Source organism: Paracoccus thiocyanatus (genome assembly GCF_900156255.1).
Lineage (GTDB): Bacteria > Pseudomonadota > Alphaproteobacteria > Rhodobacterales > Rhodobacteraceae > Paracoccus > Paracoccus thiocyanatus.
Genome location: NZ_FTMK01000027.1, coordinates 1 through 19,159, shown reverse-complemented (window position 1 = coordinate 19,159; position 19,159 = coordinate 1). Strand labels below are relative to the sequence as shown.

At 67.6% G+C, this 19,159-nt stretch carries 20 protein-coding genes and 1 pseudogene; 7 read left to right on the top strand and 14 right to left on the bottom strand.

All coding sequences use genetic code 11. From position 1 onward, the window contains the following. Positions 1 to 39: 39 nt before the first annotated feature. Positions 40 to 285: an FAD assembly factor SdhE gene (locus F3H32_RS15160; protein WP_149766572.1), complete on the bottom strand. Its 246-nt coding sequence runs from the start codon at positions 283 to 285 to the stop codon at positions 40 to 42. A gap of 106 nt (positions 286 to 391) precedes the next feature. Between F3H32_RS15160 and F3H32_RS15155 the strand changes: the two genes are divergently transcribed. After that, entirely contained in the window at positions 392 to 1,594 is a 1,203-nt protein-coding gene (locus F3H32_RS15155) for a pyridoxal phosphate-dependent aminotransferase (RefSeq protein ID WP_149766555.1), read from the top strand. A 5-nt stretch (positions 1,595 to 1,599) separates the two neighbouring features. Here F3H32_RS15155 and F3H32_RS15150 read toward each other — a convergent pair whose 3' ends face one another. Next, positions 1,600 to 1,848 (bottom strand): DUF1127 domain-containing protein, encoded by a 249-nt coding sequence (locus F3H32_RS15150; protein WP_149766554.1) that lies wholly within the window; start codon positions 1,846 to 1,848, stop codon positions 1,600 to 1,602. A 102-nt stretch (positions 1,849 to 1,950) separates the two neighbouring features. Here F3H32_RS15150 and F3H32_RS15145 point away from each other — a divergent pair. Next, positions 1,951 to 2,835, top strand: a pseudogene (locus tag F3H32_RS15145) (LysR substrate-binding domain-containing protein). A 21-nt stretch (positions 2,836 to 2,856) separates the two neighbouring features. Here the strand turns inward: F3H32_RS15145 and aspA are convergent. Both aspA and F3H32_RS15135 read right to left on the bottom strand, forming a co-directional pair. Further along, positions 2,857 to 4,263, bottom strand: coding sequence for an aspartate ammonia-lyase (gene aspA / locus F3H32_RS15140; RefSeq protein WP_149766553.1), 1,407 nt, complete (start codon positions 4,261 to 4,263; stop codon positions 2,857 to 2,859). Between the two features lie 159 nt (positions 4,264 to 4,422). Further along, a complete protein-coding gene (locus F3H32_RS15135) occupies positions 4,423 to 5,319 on the bottom strand; it encodes a LysR family transcriptional regulator (RefSeq protein ID WP_149766552.1) in 897 nt (298 codons plus the stop codon). Between the two features lie 112 nt (positions 5,320 to 5,431). On the opposite strand from F3H32_RS15135, the gene F3H32_RS15130 reads away from it, so the two are divergent. From F3H32_RS15130 to F3H32_RS15120, 3 genes are read left to right on the top strand one after another with little or no spacing between them, the layout of a single operon-like run. After that, a complete protein-coding gene (locus F3H32_RS15130) occupies positions 5,432 to 6,649 on the top strand; it encodes a GTP-binding protein (RefSeq protein ID WP_149766571.1) in 1,218 nt (405 codons plus the stop codon). After that, positions 6,646 to 6,930, top strand: a complete 285-nt coding sequence (locus F3H32_RS15125) for a DUF6525 family protein (protein ID WP_149766551.1) — start codon at positions 6,646 to 6,648, stop codon at positions 6,928 to 6,930. Before F3H32_RS15130 ends, F3H32_RS15125 begins: the two co-directional genes overlap by 4 nt. 41 nt (positions 6,931 to 6,971) lie before the next feature. Then, on the top strand, positions 6,972 to 8,006 hold the full coding sequence (locus F3H32_RS15120) for an Ldh family oxidoreductase (protein WP_149766550.1): 1,035 nt from the start codon (positions 6,972 to 6,974) through the stop codon (positions 8,004 to 8,006). An 87-nt stretch (positions 8,007 to 8,093) separates the two neighbouring features. On the opposite strand, the gene F3H32_RS15115 is transcribed toward F3H32_RS15120, so the two are convergent. The 4 genes from F3H32_RS15115 to fabA are packed head-to-tail and all read right to left on the bottom strand — an operon-like array spanning position 8,094 to position 11,489. Beyond that, positions 8,094 to 8,924 carry an alpha/beta fold hydrolase gene (locus F3H32_RS15115; protein WP_149766549.1) on the bottom strand — a complete coding sequence of 277 codons (831 nt, stop codon included), beginning with the start codon at positions 8,922 to 8,924 and terminating at the stop codon, positions 8,094 to 8,096. After that, positions 8,921 to 9,709, bottom strand: a complete 789-nt coding sequence (locus F3H32_RS15110) for an enoyl-ACP reductase FabI (protein WP_149766548.1) — start codon at positions 9,707 to 9,709, stop codon at positions 8,921 to 8,923. The genes F3H32_RS15115 and F3H32_RS15110 overlap by 4 nt, the downstream gene beginning before the upstream one ends. A gap of 19 nt (positions 9,710 to 9,728) precedes the next feature. Next, on the bottom strand, positions 9,729 to 10,958 hold the full coding sequence (gene fabB, locus F3H32_RS15105; protein WP_149766547.1) for a beta-ketoacyl-ACP synthase I: 1,230 nt from the start codon (positions 10,956 to 10,958) through the stop codon (positions 9,729 to 9,731). Between the two features lie 21 nt (positions 10,959 to 10,979). Next, a complete protein-coding gene (gene fabA / locus F3H32_RS15100) occupies positions 10,980 to 11,489 on the bottom strand; it encodes a bifunctional 3-hydroxydecanoyl-ACP dehydratase/trans-2-decenoyl-ACP isomerase (RefSeq protein WP_115756176.1) in 510 nt (169 codons plus the stop codon). 297 nt (positions 11,490 to 11,786) lie between these two features. On the opposite strand from fabA, the gene F3H32_RS15095 reads away from it, so the two are divergent. Together F3H32_RS15095 and ku (F3H32_RS15090) are read left to right on the top strand one after the other, a co-directional pair. Then, the gene (locus F3H32_RS15095; protein ID WP_188128678.1) at positions 11,787 to 12,065 is read left to right on the top strand and encodes a hypothetical protein; all 279 of its coding nucleotides are present in this window, start codon (positions 11,787 to 11,789) and stop codon (positions 12,063 to 12,065) included. Further along, positions 12,065 to 12,877 carry a non-homologous end joining protein Ku gene (ku, locus tag F3H32_RS15090; RefSeq protein ID WP_149766546.1) on the top strand — a complete coding sequence of 271 codons (813 nt, stop codon included), beginning with the start codon at positions 12,065 to 12,067 and terminating at the stop codon, positions 12,875 to 12,877. Before F3H32_RS15095 ends, ku (F3H32_RS15090) begins: the two co-directional genes overlap by 1 nt. On the opposite strand, the gene ligD is transcribed toward ku (F3H32_RS15090), so the two are convergent. The 6 genes from ligD to F3H32_RS18185 form a co-directional block, all read right to left on the bottom strand. Next, positions 12,874 to 15,438 (bottom strand): DNA ligase D, encoded by a 2,565-nt coding sequence (gene ligD / locus F3H32_RS15085; protein ID WP_149766545.1) that lies wholly within the window; start codon positions 15,436 to 15,438, stop codon positions 12,874 to 12,876. The genes ku (F3H32_RS15090) and ligD overlap by 4 nt on opposite strands. A gap of 3 nt (positions 15,439 to 15,441) precedes the next feature. Continuing rightward, the gene (gene ku, locus F3H32_RS15080; RefSeq protein WP_149766544.1) at positions 15,442 to 16,272 is read right to left on the bottom strand and encodes a non-homologous end joining protein Ku; all 831 of its coding nucleotides are present in this window, start codon (positions 16,270 to 16,272) and stop codon (positions 15,442 to 15,444) included. A gap of 84 nt (positions 16,273 to 16,356) precedes the next feature. Beyond that, positions 16,357 to 16,809 (bottom strand): DUF421 domain-containing protein, encoded by a 453-nt coding sequence (locus tag F3H32_RS15075; protein ID WP_149766543.1) that lies wholly within the window; start codon positions 16,807 to 16,809, stop codon positions 16,357 to 16,359. Between the two features lie 12 nt (positions 16,810 to 16,821). Beyond that, complete coding sequence (locus F3H32_RS15070; protein ID WP_149766542.1) at positions 16,822 to 17,319, bottom strand: hypothetical protein; 498 nt, start codon at positions 17,317 to 17,319, stop codon at positions 16,822 to 16,824. An 84-nt stretch (positions 17,320 to 17,403) separates the two neighbouring features. Continuing rightward, complete coding sequence (locus tag F3H32_RS17760) at positions 17,404 to 18,555, bottom strand: hypothetical protein (protein WP_188128677.1); 1,152 nt, start codon at positions 18,553 to 18,555, stop codon at positions 17,404 to 17,406. 76 nt (positions 18,556 to 18,631) lie between these two features. Beyond that, complete coding sequence (locus F3H32_RS18185; RefSeq protein WP_394349624.1) at positions 18,632 to 19,006, bottom strand: transposase; 375 nt, start codon at positions 19,004 to 19,006, stop codon at positions 18,632 to 18,634. Between the last annotated feature and the right edge of the window lie 153 nt (positions 19,007 to 19,159).

The following is a 19,159-nucleotide window of genomic DNA, read 5'->3' as shown; positions in this document are numbered from 1 at the left end:
ATCTTCGGTTAATCGCCGCGCAGTTTGCTAAAATTGTGCCTATTTCCGGGCCAGCCGGTCATGCGCGAAAGCCGCCACCCGGTCCAGAATCGGCAAAAGCGGCTGGGGGCCGGGGCGGGCATCGCCCAGCCGGGCGGTGATCCAAGGATACAGATCCTGGTCGTTTTCGGCCAGCAGCGCCTCGTAAAGGTCCAGCTCGTCGGGGCCCAGCCGCTCCAACTGGCTATCCGCAAAGGGGCCCAGGATCAGGTCCATCTCTTTGGTGCCGCGCCGCCAGCTACGCATCCGCAGCCGCTTCAGCCTTGCTTCGTTCTCGTCCACGCTTGCTCCCGGCTTGCCTGGCCGCGGCGGCGCCCCTATGACAGGGCAGCCAGCCGCAGGATGAATTTTCATGAGCTTTTTGTCGCAGACGCTCGCCCGCGTCAAACCCTCGCCCACCATCGCCATCACCGCCCGCGCCCGCGAGCTTGCGGCTGAGGGGCGCGACATCATCAGCCTGTCGGCGGGCGAGCCCGATTTCGACACGCCCGCCCATATCCGTCAGGCGGCCAAGGCTGCCATCGACGCCGGCCATACCCGCTATACCGCGGTGGACGGCATCGCGGAACTGAAACGCGCCATCTGCGACAAGTTCGCGCGGGAAAACGGGCTGGACTATGCGCCCGCGCAGGTGACGGTGGGCACCGGCGGCAAGCAGGTGCTTTACAACGCGCTGATGGCGACGCTGAATCCGGGCGACGAGGTCATCATCCCCGCGCCCTATTGGGTCAGCTACCCGGACATGGTGCTGCTGGCCGGCGGCACGCCCGTGGTGGTCGAGGGGGCGATGCGGAACGGCTATCGCATCACCCCCGAACAGCTTGAGGCGGCGATCACGCCCCGGACGAAATGGCTGATCCTCAATTCGCCCTCGAACCCCACCGGCGCGGGCTATGCCGTCGACCATATGCGCGCCCTGACCCAGGTGCTGATGCGCCATCCGCAGGTCTGGGTGCTGGCGGACGACATCTATGAACACCTGGTCTTTGACGATTTCCGCTTTGTCACGCCGGCGCAGGTCGAGCCGGGGCTGAAGTCCCGCACGCTGACCATGAACGGCGTCAGCAAAGCCTATGCGATGACCGGCTGGCGCATCGGCTATGGCGCAGGACCCCAGGAACTGATCCGCGCCATGGCCAAGCTGCAATCGCAATCGACCTCGAACCCCTGTTCGATCAGCCAATATGCGGCGTTGGCCGCGTTGCAGGGGCCGCAGGACTACATCGCCGAAAGCCGCGCCGTGTTCCAGCGCCGCCGCGACCTGGTGGTGGCGGGGCTGAACGCCTGTCCCGGCATCGACTGCCCGGTGCCGCAGGGGGCGTTCTACGTCTATCCGTCGATCGCGGCGCTGATCGGCAAGACCTCGGCCGGCGGCACGGTGATTGCGGATGACGAGGCTTTCGCCACCGCACTGCTGGACGAAACCGGGGTCGCGGTGGTCTTTGGCGCGGCCTTCGGGCTTTCGCCGCATTTCCGCATCTCTTACGCCACCTCGGACGCGGTGCTGGCGGATGCCTGCGCCCGCATCAAGGCGTTCTGCGAGGGGCTGCGTTAGGGCCCTTACCACAGATGCTTGCGCAGGGCCTCGCCCTCGACCCGCGCGGACGAGCCGACGGGGCCGTCCACGCCGACGTCGCGTAGCAGATGCGGCGGCAGATGGGCAAGGGCGCGGCGGGTGGCCGGATCGTCCAGCGCCGCCATGCGGTCCACGCATAGGGTCTGCTTATCCACGGCGCGCCGGCGCAGGATCGCCAGGATACGGCCGGTCAGCCCTAGGAAGCGCCGGGCCGCCATATGCTCATGTGCCATTTCTTTCCCTCGCGCGATACGCGGTTGCTGTGCCTAGCCTGTATGATACTGTCCCGCTGCTTTGACAAACAAAGCCTCGACAAGCTTTCATAAGGCAGGCTTATGTCCATCCCGCCACTCGCCGCGTTGCGCGCCTTCGAGGCCGTGGCCCGCCATCTGAGCTTTACCCGCGCCGCGCAGGATCTGGGCATGACCCAGGCCGCCGTCAGCTACCAGATCCGGCTGCTGGAAGAGCGCCTGGGCACGCCCCTGTTCCTGCGCCGCCCGCGCGAGATCAGCCTGACCGAGACCGGGGCGCTTTTCGCTCGGCCGACCATCGACGCATTCGATCTGCTGCGCGAGGCTTTTGCCGAGCCTTCCGCCGACACCGTATCGACCCTGTCGATCAGCACCGTTCCGACCCTGGCCGGGGCATGGCTGTCGCCGAGGATCGGCAAGTTCCAGCTGCAAAATCCCAACCTGGCCGTCCGGCTCGAGACCGGCGACGACATCGTGGATTTCGCGCGCGAGGACATCACCGTCGCCATCCGCACCGGCCAGGGGAATTGGCCGGGGCTGGACGTGCACTACCTGATGCCCATTGAATACACGCCAATGCTGTCGCCCGCACTGGCCGCGAAGCTGCCGCTGAACGAGCCGGCCGACCTGCTGAAATTGCCGCTTCTGGACCGGAGCGATCCCTTTTGGGCGGTATGGATGCGCGAGGTCGGCGTCGATTTCCATGACGGCGACGACAGGCCGGGGCTGACGCTTTCGACCGATCTGCACTAGGCGCGGACGGCGCTGGCCGGCTATGGTGTGGCGATGCTGACGCCGCGCTTCTTTCGCTGGGAACTGGCCACCGGCAGCCTGATCCAGCCCTTTGCCCATGTCTCGACCATGGGGCGCAGCTTCTGGCTGGTCTATCCGGCCGGCCGCCGCAACCGCCCCGCCATCCGCAAGTTCCGCGCCTTCCTGCTGGACGAGGTGGCGCGGGACACGGGCTGAGGTCCGGGGCGCAAGGGCCGGTCAGGTCACGAACATGCCGGGACGGGTCAGGCTTTCGGGGCGCAGGATGGCGTCCAGCCGCTCTTTCGGCAACAGGCCCTTTTCCAGCACCAGCTCATAGACGCCGCGGCCGGTCAGATGCGCCTCGGTCGCGACCTCGGTGGCAGCGGCATAGCCGATATAGGGGTTCAGCGCCGTGACGATGCCGATGGAACGGCGCACGGTTTCCTTCAGCACGTCGCGATTGGCGGTAATGCCGCGCACGCAATTATGCTCTAGCGTGTCGCAGGCCGCCACCAGGTGGCTGACCGAGCGGAACAGGCTGTAGGCGATCATCGGCTCAAAGGCGTTGAGCTGCAACTGCCCGCCCTCGGCCGCCATGGTGATGGTGGTGTCGTTGCCGATCACCTCGAAACAGACCTGGTTGACCACTTCCGGGATGACCGGGTTCACCTTGCCGGGCATGATCGAAGAGCCGGCCTGTTTCGCCGGCAGGTTGATCTCGTTGAAGCCGGCGCGCGGACCCGAGGACAGAAGCCGCAGGTCGTTGCAGATCTTGGACAGCTTGACCGCCACGCGCTTGAGCACGCCCGAGACCTGCACGAAGGCGCCGCAATCCTGCGTCGCCTCGACCAGGTCGGGGGCGGTGACGACCGGGATCACGGTGATTTCCGCCAGCCGCGCCCGCACCCGCTCGGCATAGTCGGGATGGGTGGTGATGCCGGTGCCGATGGCGGTGGCCCCCAGGTTGATCTCGCAGACCAGGGCGGCGGCCTCGGCCAGGCGCAGCTCGTCCTCGCCGATGGTGATGGCGAAGGCGTTGAATTCCTGCCCCAGGGTCATGGGCACGGCTTCCTGCAATTGGGTGCGGCCCATCTTCAGGATTTCGGCAAATTCCGCGCCCTTCTCGGCAAAGGCGCCGCGCAACGAGGCCAACGCCGCGATCACGCCTTGCAAGCCCCGCCAGGATGCCAGCCGCAGCGCCGTCGGATAGACGTCGTTGGTCGACTGGCTCATGTTCACATGCTCGTTGGGGTGCAGGTATTGGTATTCGCCCTTGGCATGGCCCATGATTTCCAGCGCGCGGTTGGCGATCACCTCGTTGGCGTTCATGTTGGTCGAGGTGCCGGCCCCGCCCTGGATCTGGTCCACGACGAACTGGTCGTGCAGCCGGCCGGCGCGGATTTCCGCGCAGGCGGCGACGATGGCATCGCGGCGCTCGGCCGAAAGCAGCCCCAGATCGGCATTGGCCAGCGCCGCCGCCTGCTTGATGCCGGCCAGCGCGCGGATGAGTTCGGGGATTTCGCCGATGGGCCGGCCGGAAATGGGAAAGTTCTCGATGGCGCGCAGGGTATGGACGCCCCAATAGGCATCCGCCGGCACCTCGCGGTCGCCAAGCAGGTCGTGTTCGATGCGGGTCTTGTTCATCTTCACCTCGGGCGCAGGCGCCAGGATGCCATGGGCGACCTGTCGCGCGACGCGATTTCCATCTGTCGGTTTTGCAATGTCGGGGCGGGCGGGTCCCGCCCCCGATGTCAACGATCTAGGCAGGGTTGAGCGGAATTTCCAATGCCAAACTGCGCTGGGTTATTCCGATCCTGCATAACCATGGTCCAGTTCGCCGGCGGCCTGCCAGATCCGCGCGGCGATGCCGCGTCCGCGCGCGGCGTTGCGGTAAAGCCGGATTTCCATCGGCAGTTCCGGGGCCACCACTTCCAGCCCCCCGGCGGCGATCTCGGCTTGGACCAGCAGGCGGGGCACCCAGACCATGCCGTGCCCGGCCACGGCCATGCTTTTCATCGCCTCGGCCATGGATGCCTCGTCGGTATGGGCGACATAGACCCTGGGCGCGCCGGGCTGGGCCAGGGCGATCCGTGCCATGGCATTGAGGAAGCTGCCGCGCGAATATTTCAGCATCGGCATGCCATCGGTCAGCCAGTCCTGCGGCCAGCCGGGGCGGGCGACGGCCACTAGGCTGTCGCGGCCCACGACCAGATGCGGAAAGCCCTGGGGGTCCAGCGGGATGTTCACCTGCGGATGGGCATACGTCAGGAAAAAATCATAGCCGCCCTCGGTCAGCGCCTCGATGCAGCGGTCGTAATTGTCGGGCTTGACCCGGCTGGTCATCTGTCCCGCCGACGCCTTCAGCCGCATCAGCCAGCCCGGCAGGAAGGTCACGGTCAGGCTGTGCAGCGCCACAAAGGAAATCTCGCCGCCGCGGCTTTGGGCATGGTCGCGGAACTCGGCGCGCCGCGCCTGGATCATGCGCACGGCCTCTTCTGCGGTTTCGCGAAACGCCACGCCGTTCGGGGTCAGCGTCACCGGATAGCTGTCGCGCGACAGCAGGTCGGTGCCCAGCCATTCCTCCAGCGCGCGAATCCGGCGGCTGAAGGCGCTTTGCGTGACGCCGCGCAGCTCGGCCGAGCGCGAGAAGCTGTGCGTCTCGGCCAGGCTCAGGAAGTCCTCAAGCCATTTGAAATCCATGCGCCCCCCTTTGCGCCGCTTTAACCGAGCCGCGGCGGCCATGCCACAGAAAGCATTGCGGCCAGCGGCACAGGCTGGTAGATATGTAATAACATTACATACAGGAGGTGCCATGACCGCCCGCCCCGCAAGCGATCGCCTGCCCGTCACCGTCCTGTCGGGCTTTCTGGGCGCCGGAAAGACCACGCTGCTGAACCAGGTCCTGAACAATCGCGAAGGCCGCCGCGTCGCCGTCATCGTCAACGACATGTCCGAGGTGAATATCGACGCCGATCTGGTGCGCGAGGGGACCGAATTGTCGCGCGCCGACGAAAAGCTGGTCGAGATGACCAATGGCTGCATCTGCTGCACCCTGCGCGACGACCTGCTGGTCGAGGTGCGGCGGCTGGCCGAGGCGGGGCGCTTTGACTACCTGCTGATCGAATCGACGGGCATTGCCGAACCCTTGCCGGTGGCGGCCAGCTTTGCCTTTCGCGACGAGGCGGGCGACAGCCTGTCGGATGTGGCGCGGCTGGATTGCATGGTCACGGTGGTCGATGCGCTGAACCTGGCCCGCGATTTTTCCAGCCATGATTTCCTGGCCGATCGCGGCGAGACGCTGGGCAAGGACGACGACCGCACCCTGGTGGACCTGTTGACCGACCAGATCGAATTCGCCGATGTGATCGTCTTGAACAAGGCCGGCGATGCCGGTCCGGCGCGGCTGGACCAGGCGCGCAAGATCGTTCGCGCGCTCAACCCCGATGCCAGGCTGCTGGAGGCCGACCATGGCCGCGTCCCGGCGCGGGCCATCTTCGACACCGGCCTGTTCGACTTTGACCGCGCGCATATGCATCCAATGTGGGCCAAGGAGCTTTACGGCTTTGACGAGCATGTCCCCGAGACCGAGGAATACGGGATCTCATCCTTTGTCTATCGCGCCCGGCGGCCGTTCCATCCCCAGCGCATCCACGAGGTGCTGAACGGCGCGCTGCCCGGCGTGATCCGCGCCAAGGGGCATTTCTGGATCGCCTCGCGCCCCGATTGGGTGGCCGAGTTCAGCCTGGCCGGGGCGCTTTCCTCGGTCACGCCGCTGGGCCGCTGGTGGGCCGGCGTGCCGCGCGAGCGTTGGCCCGGCGACCGCGATGCCCTGGCCGAGCTGCGCAGCCGCTGGGTCGAACCCTGGGGCGACCGCCGGCAGGAACTGGTCTTCATCGGCGCCGGCATGGATGCCGAAGCGATTACCGGCGCGCTGGACGGGGCGCTGGTGATGGCGCCGGGCTTCCGGCCGCAGGATTGGGCGGACCTGCCGGACCCGTTCCCGGCCTGGCGCTCGCGGCAGGTCGCATGAGCGGCCGGCGCAACCTTGCCACCCGGCTGCGCTGCCGGCGCAGCGCCCAGCCCATGGCGCGCTATGACCGCTTGCCGCCGGATTTGCGGCGCTGGCTGGCGCAAGCCGCCCTTCCCTGGAGCGCGGCCCCGGCGTTGCGGCTGTGGCGCCGGGCGCTGCGCGAGACGGGCGGCGATGCCCTGGCCGCCCGCGCCCGGATGGACGCCGCCGAGGCGCGGACGCTGGCCCGCGACAGCCTGGCCCAGGGCCCGAACCCGGTCCGGTGCTTGCCCCCCGGCTGAAAATCCGGTTTTCTGGCCCCGATTTGGCAAGGGACGGGCGCATGGATGACAAGACGATGGTAACGGTGGCCGAGCTTGGCCGGATGGTCGAGTCGATTTTCATGCGCGCAGGCTTCAACGCGCAACAGGCCGTCGCCATCGCCCGCATCATCGCCGCCGCCGAACGCGACGGCGCCAAATCGCATGGCATCTATCGCATCGAAGGCTGCCTGCGCACGCTTTCGGCCGGCAAGGTCTTGGCCCATGCCCGGCCCGAACTGATCGACGAAGGCAGCGCCGTTATCCGGGTTCTGGCCGATGGCGGCTTTTCCCCCGCCGCCCTGGACCTGGGCCTGCCGGTCTTGGCGGCGCGCGCGGAAAAGCTGGGGTTGGCGGCGCTGGTCATCAACGATTGCGCGCATTACTCGGCGCTTTGGCCCGAGGTCGAGGCGCTGGCCGAACGCGGGCTGGCCGGGCTGGCCATGTGTCCCAGCTATGCGACGGTGGCGCCTGCCGGCGGCATCCGGCCGCTTCTGGGCACCAATCCCATCGCCTTTGCCTGGCCGCGGCCGGCGGCGGCGCCCTATGTCTTCGACCTTGCCACCTCGGCCGCGGCGCGGGGCGAGATCGAATTGCTTGCCCGCGCCGGCAAGCCGCTGCCCCCTGGGTGGGCGCTTGACGCCGAGGGCGCGCCGACGACCGATGCCGATGCGGGGCTTGCCGGGGCCTTGCTGCCCTTTGGCGGGCACAAGGGTTCTGCCCTGGCGACCATGGTCGAGCTTCTGGCCGGGGCTATGATCGGCGACCTGACAAGCCAGGGCGCGCTGGACGAACTGGGAAGGCTGGACCTGGCGCCGCGGCATGGCGAACTGATCCTGGCCTTTTCGCCGGCGCGCTTTGCCGCCGGCCGGCCGGCTGACCCACAGGTCCAGGCCGAGGCGCTGTTCGACGCCATGCTGGGGCAGGGCGCGCGCCTGCCGGGCCAGCGCCGCCTTGCCGCCCGCGCGCGCGCCGAGGCCGAGGGTATTGCGCTTGACGAGGCGGAACTGGCGCTGCTGGACCGGCTTCAGCGCGAGGGGCTGGCCGCGCTTGGCTAGATCGCGGCCCCGTTCCGGCGGTGTGCGGGACGCAGGGTCGTCCCTGGGGGCGGCCCCCCTGGACGGCCTGCCCCGACTGCGGCGGCGTCACCGCATCATCGCCAGCCAGGCTTGAATGGCGGACAGGGATTCGGGTTCGTCCAGGAAGGGCACATGGGCGCGATCCGCGACCGCAGCCTGGATCATGTCCGGCCGCCGCCGCTGCATCTCGGCCGCGGTTTCCGGCGACAGCAGATCCGAATTCGCGCCCCGCAGCAGCGCCAGCGGCAATCCCTGCGCGGCGTCGAACAGCGGCCACAGATCGACCTGCGGCCCGTCAAAGGCCGACAGGAAGGCTTCGCGCAGGGCGGGATCATAGGTGATGCGCAGGCCCGAAGGCGTCTGGATATAATGGTGGCGCGCCTCTTCCAGCCAGCGGCTTGCGGGCACATTGGCAAAGCCCGGCATGGCGGCGGGCAAGCGCCGCGCCAGATCCTCGTGGCTTTTTGCGGCGGGATTGCGGCCGATATAGTCGAAGATCCGCTCCAGCCCGCCGCGTTCCAGGACCGGGCCGATGTCGTTGAGGCACAGGCCCAGCAGCCGGTCGCGCGCCGTGGCCGCCAGCAGCATGCCGATGATCCCGCCGCGCGACGTGCCCAGCACCGCCGCCCGCTGGATGCCCAGGTGATCCAGCAGCGCCAGCGCGTCGCTGGCTTCCTGCGGGACGGTATAGCTGTCGGCCCCGGTCCAGTCCGATGCGCCCCGGCCGCGGTAATCCGGCCGGATCAGGCGCAGCCCGTCCAGATGCGGCGCCAGATAGTCGAAATCCTGCCCGTCCCGTGTCAGCCCCGCCAAGGCCAGCACCGGCAGCCCCTGGCCCTCGTCGCGAAAGGCCAGCCGGGCGCCATCCGCGGCATGGAAGACGCCGGGCGCGGTCACAGGTTGTCCGACTGCGGCATGCCCAGGACGTGATAGCCGCCGTCCACCAGCACGATTTCGCCCGTGGTGCAGGCGCCCCAATCCGAACACAGCCAGACCGCCGTGCCGCCGATCGCCTCTAGCGTGGCATTGGCGCGCAGGGGGGCGTTGGCCTCGGTATGGCGATAGGTCTTGCGGGCGCCGCCGATGGCTGCGCCGGCCAGGGTCTTCATCGGGCCGGGGCTGATCGCATTCACCCGGATGCCTTCGGGGCCAAGATCGTTGGCCAGGTAGCGGACGGACGATTCCAATGCCGCCTTGGCCACCCCCATGACGTTGTAGAACGGCGTGACCCGGTTCGAGCCGCCATAGGTCAGAGTGATGATCGAGCCGCCATCCGCCATCAGCGGCTGCGCCCGCCGCGCCAGGTCGATCAGCGAATAGCACGAAATCGTCAAGGAATTCTTGAAATTGTCGCGGGTGGTATTGATGAAGCGCCCGGTCAGTTCGTTCTTGTCGGAATAGGCAATGGCATGGACCAGGAAATCCAGCCCGCCCCAGCGCGATTCGATCTGGGCAAAGGCCGCGTCCAGCGATTCGTCGTCCAGCACGTCGACATCCATCAGGAAGTCCGAGCCCAGCGATTGCGCCAGCGGCTCGACGCGCTTGCCGAAAGCCTCGCCCTGATAGGTAAAGGCCAGCTCTGCCCCTTGGCCGGCCAGCGCCTTGGCAATGCCCCAAGCGATCGAGCGGTCATTCGCGACCCCCATCACAAGGCCGCGCTTGCCTTTCATCAATTCGCCCATGGCTTAACCTTTTCTTGGTTTATTCGCGGTATTTCGACATGACCAGCGTGGCGTTGGTGCCGCCGAAACCGAAGCTGTTGGAAAGGACGCTATCGAAATCGACATCATCCACGCGCGCCTGCGCGATTTCCTCGGGCCGGATCTCGGGGTCGAGCTCGGTGATATTGGCCGAGGCGGCGATGAAGCCCTGCTGCATCATCAAGAGCGAATAGATCGCCTCATGCGCGCCGGTCGCACCCAGCGAATGGCCGGTCAGCGACTTGGTCGAGGACACCGGCGGCACCGCGCCTTCGCCAAAGACCCGGCGCAGGGCCTTGATCTCGCCGACATCGCCCACCACGGTAGAGGTGCCATGGGCATTGACATAGGACACCTTGCGCCCCTGGGGCAGGGTGGACAGCGCCAGCCGCATCGACCGCTCGCCGCCTTCGCCGGACGGCGCGACCATGTCATAGCCGTCGCTGGTCGCGCCGTAGCCGGTGACTTCGGCATAGATGCGGGCGCCGCGGGCCAGGGCGTGGCCCAGTTCCTCCAGCACGACGACCCCGCCGCCGCCGGCGATGACAAAACCGTCGCGCGTCGCGTCAAAGGGGCGCGAGGAACTCTGCGGCGTGTCGTTATACTTGGAGGACATGGCCCCCATGGCGTCGAACAGGCAGGAAAGCGTCCAGTCCAGTTCCTCGCCGCCGCCGGCAAAGACGATGTCCTGCTTGCCCATCTGGATCAGTTCGGTGCCGTTGCCGATGCAATGCGCGCTGGTCGAGCAGGCCGAGGTGATCGAATAATTCACCCCCTTGATCTTGAAGGGCGTGGCCAGGCAGGCCGAATTGGTCGAGGACATGCAGCGCGTGACCATGAACGGTCCCATGCGCTTGGGCGAACCCTTTTCGATCACGGTGCGATGCGCTTCGAACAGGTTTGCCGTGGACGGGCCGCCCGAACCCATGACCAGGCCCGAACGTTCGTTCGAGACATCCTCGGGCGAAAGCCCCGCATCCTCGATCGCCTGTTGCATGGCGATGAAATTATAGGCCGCGCCCGCGCCCATGAAGCGCAGGTTGCGCTTGTCGATATGATCCTCCAGCACGATCTGCGGCATGCCGTGGACCTGGCTGCGAAAGCCGTGCTCGGCATATTCGGGGGCAAAGACGATGCCCGAGCGGCCCGCGCGCAGGCTTTCGGTGACTTCGGCGGCATTGTTGCCGATGGGAGAGACGATGCCCAGCCCGGTGATGACGACACGGCGCATGGCGTGCTCCTTGTTCATGTGTCAGGCGGCCGACAGGGCAACCTTCATGTCCTTGACCTCGTAGATGGTTTCGCCATCCGCCTCGACCCGGCCGTCGGCGACGCCCATGGTCAGCCGGCGGGACTGGACCGCCTTGGTGAAGTCGACGAAATAGCGCAAGAGCTTGCGGTCGGGGCGGACCATGCCGGTCAGCTTGACCTCGCCCACGCCAAGCGCATAGCCGCGCCCCTGCCAGCCGCGCCAGCCCAGGTTGAAGCCGGTGAGCTGCCACAGCCCGTCAAGGCCCAGGCAGCCCGGCATGATCGGATTGCCGGGAAAATGGCAGGCAAAGAACCACAGGTCGGGGTGGATGTCGAATTCCGCGACGACATGGCCCTTGCCATGCGAACCGGCGTCGGCGGAAATCTCGGTGATGCGGTCCATCATCAGCATCGGCGGCTCGGGCAATTGTGCATTTCCGGGGCCGAACAACTCGCCACGGGCGCAGGCCAGCAGATCGTCCTTGTCAAAGCTGGTCCGTGTCATCGTCATGCGCGTGTTTTCCCCCTGATCCGGCGTTGCGTCATATATGGCCGCAGCCGCCATGCGGGGCGGGCGCGAAACTTGCATTCGGGTCTATCATTGCGGCCCGGCAACGCGCAAGGGCACAGGGTTTGGCGGGCTTTGCCGGCGTGGCCAGTCCCAGCCGCCCATGCGGGCAGTGCCGGCCGCGCGGCATTTTGCCGCCTGGCGCCTGGGCGGGCCCGTGGCCTGCGCGCCCGCCGGGGAACATTGCGCCCTGCCGGGGGTTGAGCCGCCGTGACCCAACCCCACAAAGGAGAACTTCTCATGGCCCATGCAAGCCGCAAGAAATTCGGGCCCGGCCAGCAGGATCAGGGCAAGGGCGACGGCACGGGCGGGATGGCGCCCGACACGGCCGAGAACCTGCCCGAGAACATGGTCCTGTCCAATCGCGACACCGCGCGCCATTCCGGCCAGCGCGGGCTGGACAGTCGGCATGTGCAGACCCAGCAGCACCAGGACAACATCGCCAGCCAATCGGACGCGGATGCGGGCGACCTGCCGGATGAGGCGTCGGACGACGCGCCGGTGCGCGACGAGCCCTGATGGCGCCGCGGTCCTTCTGGAAGGGCTATCTCAAGCTGTCGCTCGTCACCTGCCCGGTGGCGATGATGCCCGCGACCAGCGAGGGCGAGAAGCTGCGCTTTCATACGCTGAACGCCCGCACCGGCAACCGCGTGGTCAGCCGCTATGTCGATGCCCAGACCGGCAAGCCCGTGGCCGAGGATGACGAGGTCAAGGGCTATCCCAGGGGCGAAGACGAGCATGTCATCCTGGAGGATGACGAGATCGAGGCGGTGGCGCTGGAAAGCACCCGGACCATCGACATCGACATGTTCGTGCCCGCGGATTCGATCGGCTGGATCTGGCTTGACAAGCCGCATTACCTGACGCCCGACGATCCTATCGGCGAAGAGGCGTTCTGCGTCATCCGCGACGCCATGGCGGCGACCGATACGGTCGGCATCTCGCGGCTGGTGCTTTATCGCCGCGAACGCGCCGTGATGCTAGAGCCGCGGGGACGGGGCATCGTGGTCTGGACCCTGCGCTATGGCGACGAGGTCCGCCCCCAGGGCGACTATTTCGCCCAGATCGAGCAAGAGCCGGTGGACAACCGGCTGCTCAAGCTGGTGACGCGGCTGATCGACGAACGCAGCACCGCCTGGGATCCCGCCATGGTCGGCGATCCGGTTCAGGACCGGCTGCTGGACATCATCGCCGCCAAGAAGCGCGGCCGCAAGCGCCCGGCCAAGACCAAAGCCAAGGCCGAAGAGCCCGCGGCTTCGGGCAATGTCGTCAACATCATGGAGGCGCTGAAGAAAAGCATCGCCGCCGAAAGCAAGCCCAAGCGGCGCTAGCCGGCCTTGCGGCGCCGGGCGCGCGGTGGCTCCAACGGTGCGGCGGCGGCCCGGAAGCCGTCCCAGGGGTCCGCGCTCAGCGTCGCCAGCCGTGTCGGCATGTTTTCCACCGTGAACCAGGCCGGTCCGATGCCGGTGTCAAGCTCGTCCCAGCGCAGCGGGGCCGACACGGCCGCGCCGGGGCGGGCGCGGGTGGAATAGGCGGCGACGGCGGTGGCGCCGCGCTGGTTGCGCAAATAGTCGATCAGGATCTTGCCCTGCCGCCTGGCCTTGCCGATGGTCGAGACATAGCGGCCCGGATCGTCCCCGGCCATGGCATCGGCCATCGCCTTGGCAAAGCCCTTGACCGCCGGCCAATCCGCCTGCGGCTTCAGCGGCGCCACCACATGCAGCCCCTTGCCGCCCGAAGTCTTGACAAAGGCGGCAAGCCCCTGGTCCTCAAGCCGGCGGCGCGTTTCCTCGGCGGCGGCGATGACGGCGGGCCAGGCCACCCCCTCGCCGGGGTCCAGATCCATGACGATCAGGTCCGGCCGTTCCCAATCGGCGCAGCTTGCGCCCCAGGGGTGGATTTCCAGCGCCGCCGACTGCACCAGCGCCATCAGCCCGTCCAGATCGCTGATGCTGATCAGCGGCTCTCCCGCCGGGTCCTTGGGGTCATGGACCAGGGTGATGGCCGAAGGCAGCCCCTTCCAGGCGTGTTTCTGGAAAAAGGTGTCGCCGGTGATGCCGCCGGGCGCGCGCAGCAGCGCCAGCGGCCGGCCGGTGATCCAGGGCGCGATATGGCGCCAGACCTCGGCATAATAATCGGCAAGCCCCTCTTTCGTGACCCCCTGTTCGGGCCAGTAAAGCCGGTCGGGATGGGTTAGGCGCACCCTGCGGCGCTGCGCGGGGGCAGGCTTGGCCGCGGGGCTTGCGGCCTCGCGCACGATGTCGCGGGCCGGCTTGTCCTCGCGCAGGCCGCGAAAGGCGGCATGGCGCAGATGGCCGTCCGCGGTCCAGGCGCGGAACTCGACCTCGGCCACCAGTTCGGGGCGCACGAAGCGGGCCTGGCGCGCCTCCTCGGCGGTCAGGCGCCGGGCAAAGGGGCTTTCGGGGACGCGCAGGCGCTCCAGCCGGGCGAACAGATCCTCGGCCACGGCGGCGGAAAAGCCGGTTCCGACCCGGCCCACCGGCTGCAAGCCGCCATCTTCGTAGACGCCCAGGACCAGCGAGCCAATGGCGCGGCGCGACACCGACGAGGGCACATAGCCCGCCACGACGAATTCCTGCCGGGCCGAGCATTTCGACTTGACCCAGCTTTTGCCGCGGCCGGCGCGATAGGGCGCGTCGCGCAGTTTTGAGACGATCCCCTCCAGGCTTAGCCGGCAGGCGTGGCGCAGCACCATGGCGCCGCTTTCGTCGAAATGGCTGCTCAGGCGCAGGATGCCGGCGTCCTGGGGCAGAAGCTGCGCCAAAAGCGCCTTGCGCCCGGCCAGCGGTGCGGCCCGCAGGTCCTGGCCGTCCAGATACATCAGGTCGAAGCCATAAAAGACAAAGCGATCGGCGCGGCCGGCGCTGAGATCGGCTTGCAGCGCCGAGAAATCCGACGCGCCGGTATCGGTCTCGACCACCATCTCGCCGTCCAGGATCGCCGATCCCACCGGCAGGTCGCGCAGGGCGGCGGGCACCTGCTTGCCGAACCGCGATGTCCAGTCCAGGCCGCTGCGGGTCAGCAGCTTGACCCGCCCCGCCTCGATCCGGGCTTGCAGCCGGTAGCCGTCGAACTTGATCTCGTGCAGCCAGCGTTCGCCCTGCGGCGCGGTCGAAACCAGCGTGGCCAGCATCGGCTCGACGAAATCGGGCATCTTTGCCTTGCGCGCCCCCTTCAGCGCCGCGGGATCGGGCGCATCGGCGGGGGCCGCAGGATCGGGCGCAGCATCGGGCGGCGGCTTTGCCGGCTTTCGGGCGCGGCTGGCCGGCTTGCGGATGCGCCCGGTTTTCGAGGACCAGCCCGGCTCCTCTCCGGCGACATCGGCGATCTGGCGGCCGGTCTTGACCGATTCCGGGCGTTCTTCCAGGATGTCGGGCGCGTCCTCGGGGCGGGCGAAATCGTCCTCGCCCTTGATCAGCAGCCAGTTTTCGCGCTTTTCGCGCGGCTTGCCGCGCATGCGCACCAAATGCCAGCGCCCGGCCAGCTTTTCGCCGTGCAGGGTGAATTCCATATGCCCCTTGGCATAGGCTTTCTGCGGATCGTCGGTCGGCGTCCAGGTGCCGCGGTCCCACAGGATCACCGTGCCGCCGCCATATTCGCCCTTGGGAATGGTGCCTTCGAAATCGCCATATTCCAGCGGATGATCCTCGACATGCACGGCCAGGCGCTTTTCGCCGGGCACCAGGCTTGGCCCCTTTGCCACCGCCCAGCTTTTCAGCACCCCGTCGAGTTCCAGGCGGAAATCGTAATGCAGCCGCGTCGCTGCATGTTTCTGGATGACAAAGGCATGGCCGCCCTTGCGCAGCTTGCCGCCCTTGGGTTCGGGGGTGGCGGAAAAGTCGCGCTTCTTGCGATAGGTTTCCAGCGCCATGGCTCAGCCGCTTTTGCGCCGCGGGGCGGCGGCCTTGCGGCGCGGCGCGGGCTTCTTGGCGGCCAGCCCGGCGCTTTCGCGCAAGGCCGCCATCAGGTCCACGACATTCTCGCGCTTCTGCGGCTTTCTGGGAACGATGCGACGGCCTTCCAGCTTGGCCTTGACCAGGTCGGCCAGCGCGGCCTCGTAGCGGTCGTCAAAGGCTGCGACGTCGAATTCGCCCTTTTTCGTGTCGATGATATGCTTGGCCAGATCCAGCATCTCGCCCTTGACCTTCATGTCCGAGATGTCGCGAAACGCCTCGGTGGCCGAGCGCACCTCGTAATCGAAATTCAGCGTGCTGGCGATCATGCCCGGCCCGTGGGGGCGGATCAGCACCGTGCGCAGGCGCCGGAACAGAACCGCCTGGGCCAGCGCGGCCGCCTGCTTGCGCTGCATGCCCTCGCGGATCAGGGCAAAGGCTTCCTCGCCGGTGCGATCCGCCGGGGTCAGGTAATAGGGCCGGTCAAAATAGACGTCATCCACATCCTTGCAGGCGATGAAGGCGGCCACCGACAGGGTCTTGTCGCTTTCGGGGACGGCCGCGGCGATCTCTTCGGGCTCCAGGATGATATAGTCGCCTTCGCCGATGTCGTAGCCCTTGACCTGGTCGTCCTTCTCCACCGGCTTTTCGGTGGCGCTGTCGACGAATTGCCGCCGGACCCGGTTGCCGGTGGCGCGGTTGAGCGTGTGAAAGGCGATCCGCTCTGATGTCGAGGCGGCGGCGTGCAGCGCCACCGGGCAGCCAAGCTCGGCGATCTTGAGCACGCCTTTCCAAAGCGCCCGTGGTGCCACGTCCTGCGTCCTTCCTGCTGGGGATAGGCGTCGTCCTGGTCCAACGCCGCAGCCGGGCGCCGGTTCCTGCCCTGCCTGCGGGCGCTATTCCTGCTCCTTGCGGGGCATGATGCTGATCGCGCCGCTGATCTCCAGCACCGCGGCTTCGACCTGGTCCAGCTTGGCCAGCCCGTGCTGGACCCGCGCGGCTTCCAGGATGTCGGTGACGCTGACACGGGCGCGCCGCAACGCATGGGTGTCCAGCTTGCCGCGGCTCATCAGCACGGTGGGGGTGCCGTCCAGCCAGGTCGCCAGCCGCGCCGATTGCAGCTTGGCGAAGGACAGGATCACATCGACCGTCACCAGCGTGACCATCAGCACCGCCGCATTCACGATCGAGAAATCGTCGCCCAGAAGCGCCTGTTGCGTGGTCTCGGCGATGATCAGCAGCAGGACGAAATCGAAAGGCGTGGTTTGCGCCAGCGTGCGCCGGCCCGACAGCCGGGTCATGGCAAGCAGGATCAGATATATCGCGATGCCGCGGATCACCGAGTCCATGATGGCGCACCTTTAGGGAAGGATCAGGATGCGGGCGCGGCGGCTGTCCGCCCCGGCCGCGATGTCGAAATCCGCCAGCCCGAAATGAAAGGCGCGGATATCCATCGTCACCCGGTAGGGACCCGGTCCCTGCGCGGGGAAAGTCAGGACCTGGCCCGCCGCGGTCAGGCTGGTGGCCTGGGGCTCGGGCTGGATCCGCTCGACCGAGAACTTGTCGAAGAATTCGGGGCCGATGCGAAGGGTCGGCGGCCCGGCAGGCGCGGTAAAGGTGATCGAGATTTCATCCGCCGCCTCCCAGCGGCTGATGCGGGGCAGGTCCACCTGCGCGCCGTCCAGGCGCAGGCTGGTGCCGCGCAATGGCCCGCCGCTGCCGGTCAGGCCAAGGATGGCGAGGATGCAGATGGCGCCAAAGACCAGCCAGGCAATACGTTGCAACCGCCAGAAGCGTTCCTGGAACCCGCGATCCTCGTCGATTTGCAGGCCGTCGTCACGAAGCGGGGGAATGGGCATCTGTCTGGACATGGCATCTGTCGCGCGCACCGCAGCCGGCCCCCGGCGCTTGGACCGGGGGCCGTATTTTGCGGGATTGGGCGGTTACTGCATGGTGGTGGCGGCCGCGTCCTCGTCGAATTCGGGAAGCGCCTCTAGCTGCTCGCGCGTCCAGGGCAGGTAGATGCGGATATCGTCGTCCTTTTGATAGACGACGAGATCGCCCACCGGCACCGCGACGCGATGCTCACCCATGCCAAGGAAGCCGCCGACGTCGATGATGGCGTGGCTGATCTCGGCCGAGTCCATGGCCTGGGTCTGGCCGCCGGCCGGGGCATCGGCGGTGGCGGCGGTGCCCGTGGTCGCGTCAGGGCTCGCGGGCGTCGTCTCGGTCTGGCCCGAGGGCGTCATCGCCGGTGTGGTGGCCGCGGTATCCGAGCCGGCAGGCTCGACGCGGTCGCTGTCGCCCTGGTCGGTGCCGCTGGCGACATTGGCGGAATCCGTGTCCATGCCGGGGGCCGATGCCTCGGGGCTGGCCGTGCCGCTATCGACCGTGTTGGTGGCATCCTCGGTCGCGTCGGGGGCGGTGTCGGTTCCGGTATCGGCGGCCATGTCGGTGGTCGCGCTGCTGTCGGTTGCGGACGTGTCGGTGCCTGTTGCACCTGTCGCGGTGTCGGTCGCGCCGGTGCTACCCGTCATGTCCGCGCCGGTGGTGGCGCTGTCGGTCCCGGTGGTCGCCGTGTCGGTCGCAGTCGCGTCGGTGCCTGCTGCACCCGTCGCGGTGTCGGTCGTGCTGGTGCTGCCCGTCATGTCCGCGCCGGTGGTGGCGCTGTCGGTCCCGGTGGCCGCCGTGTCAGTCGCAGCCGTGTCGGTCCCGGTCATGGCGGTGTCGCTGGCCGTCCCGGTCTCCATCCCGGTCGTGCTGGTCGTGGCGGGATCGCTCATCCCGGCCGCAGGCGCGGTGCTGCCCGCAGCGCCACCCAGCGAGCTTGATCCGTTGGCAAAGACAAGGCCATGCACCTCGCCGATCTCGTCGCCGCTGGCATCATAGACCGAGGCACCTTGCAAATTGTCGGTGGTCAGCACCACATCGCCTTCGACATAGCCTTCGGGCGGGGTGATGGCGGGCATCGGCTGGGTCGCGTCCTGGCCCGTGGTTGTGGTCGTGGCCGCGGGCTGGCTGCTGGTATCCTGGGCCTGGGCGACCCCCATGCTGAGAATGACGGCAAGGGCGGTCGTGGCGAACAGATGTCTCATCTTTTCTCCTCCTCTGTATCAGGGATGTGCAGGGCGGTGGAACCAGCCGGGGCGGGAAATGTTCCCGATCCGGGCTTCACGGCGGCGTTATGGAACAGACCGGCCGGTGGGCGGTTGAGACAGCCTTCCATAGCAACAAGCACAGGAGGTCCCGCAATGGATCACAGCACCCATACCCGTTTGACCGAACAGGAACTGACCGAGTCGACGCTGGTCGGCGCCACCGTCTATGGACCCGGCGACGAGAAGATCGGCGAGGTCTCGCATGTGCATGGCCGCGTCCGCCGCGCGCCGCGATCAGGTCGAGCACGGCGCGGGCATCGTAGCCGCGATCGGCCACCACATCGCCGGGTCGAGGATGCGTCGCCAGAAGCTCCTCGACCGCCGCCTTGTCGGACGCCTGCCCGGCAGAGAGCGTGATCGCCACCGGCAGGCCGCGACCGTCCACCATCGCATTGATCTTCGTGCTCAATCCGCCACGAGAACGGCCAAGGGCGTGATCCGGACCCCCTTTTTACCCGTGGCGGCCTGCTGGTGGGCCCGGATGATCGAGGAGTCGATCAGGAGGAGACTGTCGGGGGATCTCTCCGCCAGAGCCTCGAAC

Excerpts from the sequence above, each read along its gene's own strand:
- F3H32_RS15160 (WP_149766572.1), bottom strand. The coding sequence starts at position 285 with ATGCGTAGCTGGCGGCGCGGCACCAAAGAGATGGACCTGATCCTGGGC.
- F3H32_RS15155 (WP_149766555.1), top strand. The coding sequence starts at position 392 with ATGAGCTTTTTGTCGCAGACGCTCGCCCGCGTCAAACCCTCGCCCACC.
- F3H32_RS15150 (WP_149766554.1), bottom strand. The coding sequence starts at position 1,848 with ATGGCACATGAGCATATGGCGGCCCGGCGCTTCCTAGGGCTGACCGGC.
- aspA (WP_149766553.1), bottom strand. The coding sequence starts at position 4,263 with ATGAACAAGACCCGCATCGAACACGACCTGCTTGGCGACCGCGAGGTG.
- F3H32_RS15135 (WP_149766552.1), bottom strand. The coding sequence starts at position 5,319 with ATGGATTTCAAATGGCTTGAGGACTTCCTGAGCCTGGCCGAGACGCAC.
- F3H32_RS15130 (WP_149766571.1), top strand. The coding sequence starts at position 5,432 with ATGACCGCCCGCCCCGCAAGCGATCGCCTGCCCGTCACCGTCCTGTCG.
- F3H32_RS15125 (WP_149766551.1), top strand. The coding sequence starts at position 6,646 with ATGAGCGGCCGGCGCAACCTTGCCACCCGGCTGCGCTGCCGGCGCAGC.
- F3H32_RS15120 (WP_149766550.1), top strand. The coding sequence starts at position 6,972 with ATGGATGACAAGACGATGGTAACGGTGGCCGAGCTTGGCCGGATGGTC.
- F3H32_RS15110 (WP_149766548.1), bottom strand. The coding sequence starts at position 9,709 with ATGGGCGAATTGATGAAAGGCAAGCGCGGCCTTGTGATGGGGGTCGCG.
- fabB (WP_149766547.1), bottom strand. The coding sequence starts at position 10,958 with ATGCGCCGTGTCGTCATCACCGGGCTGGGCATCGTCTCTCCCATCGGC.
- fabA (WP_115756176.1), bottom strand. The coding sequence starts at position 11,489 with ATGACGATGACACGGACCAGCTTTGACAAGGACGATCTGCTGGCCTGC.
- F3H32_RS15095 (WP_188128678.1), top strand. The coding sequence starts at position 11,787 with ATGGCCCATGCAAGCCGCAAGAAATTCGGGCCCGGCCAGCAGGATCAG.
- ku (WP_149766546.1), top strand. The coding sequence starts at position 12,065 with ATGGCGCCGCGGTCCTTCTGGAAGGGCTATCTCAAGCTGTCGCTCGTC.
- ligD (WP_149766545.1), bottom strand. The coding sequence starts at position 15,438 with ATGGCGCTGGAAACCTATCGCAAGAAGCGCGACTTTTCCGCCACCCCC.
- F3H32_RS15075 (WP_149766543.1), bottom strand. The coding sequence starts at position 16,809 with ATGGACTCGGTGATCCGCGGCATCGCGATATATCTGATCCTGCTTGCC.
- F3H32_RS15070 (WP_149766542.1), bottom strand. The coding sequence starts at position 17,319 with ATGCCCATTCCCCCGCTTCGTGACGACGGCCTGCAAATCGACGAGGAT.
- F3H32_RS17760 (WP_188128677.1), bottom strand. The coding sequence starts at position 18,555 with ATGAGACATCTGTTCGCCACGACCGCCCTTGCCGTCATTCTCAGCATG.
- F3H32_RS18185 (WP_394349624.1), bottom strand. The coding sequence starts at position 19,006 with ATGGTGGACGGTCGCGGCCTGCCGGTGGCGATCACGCTCTCTGCCGGG.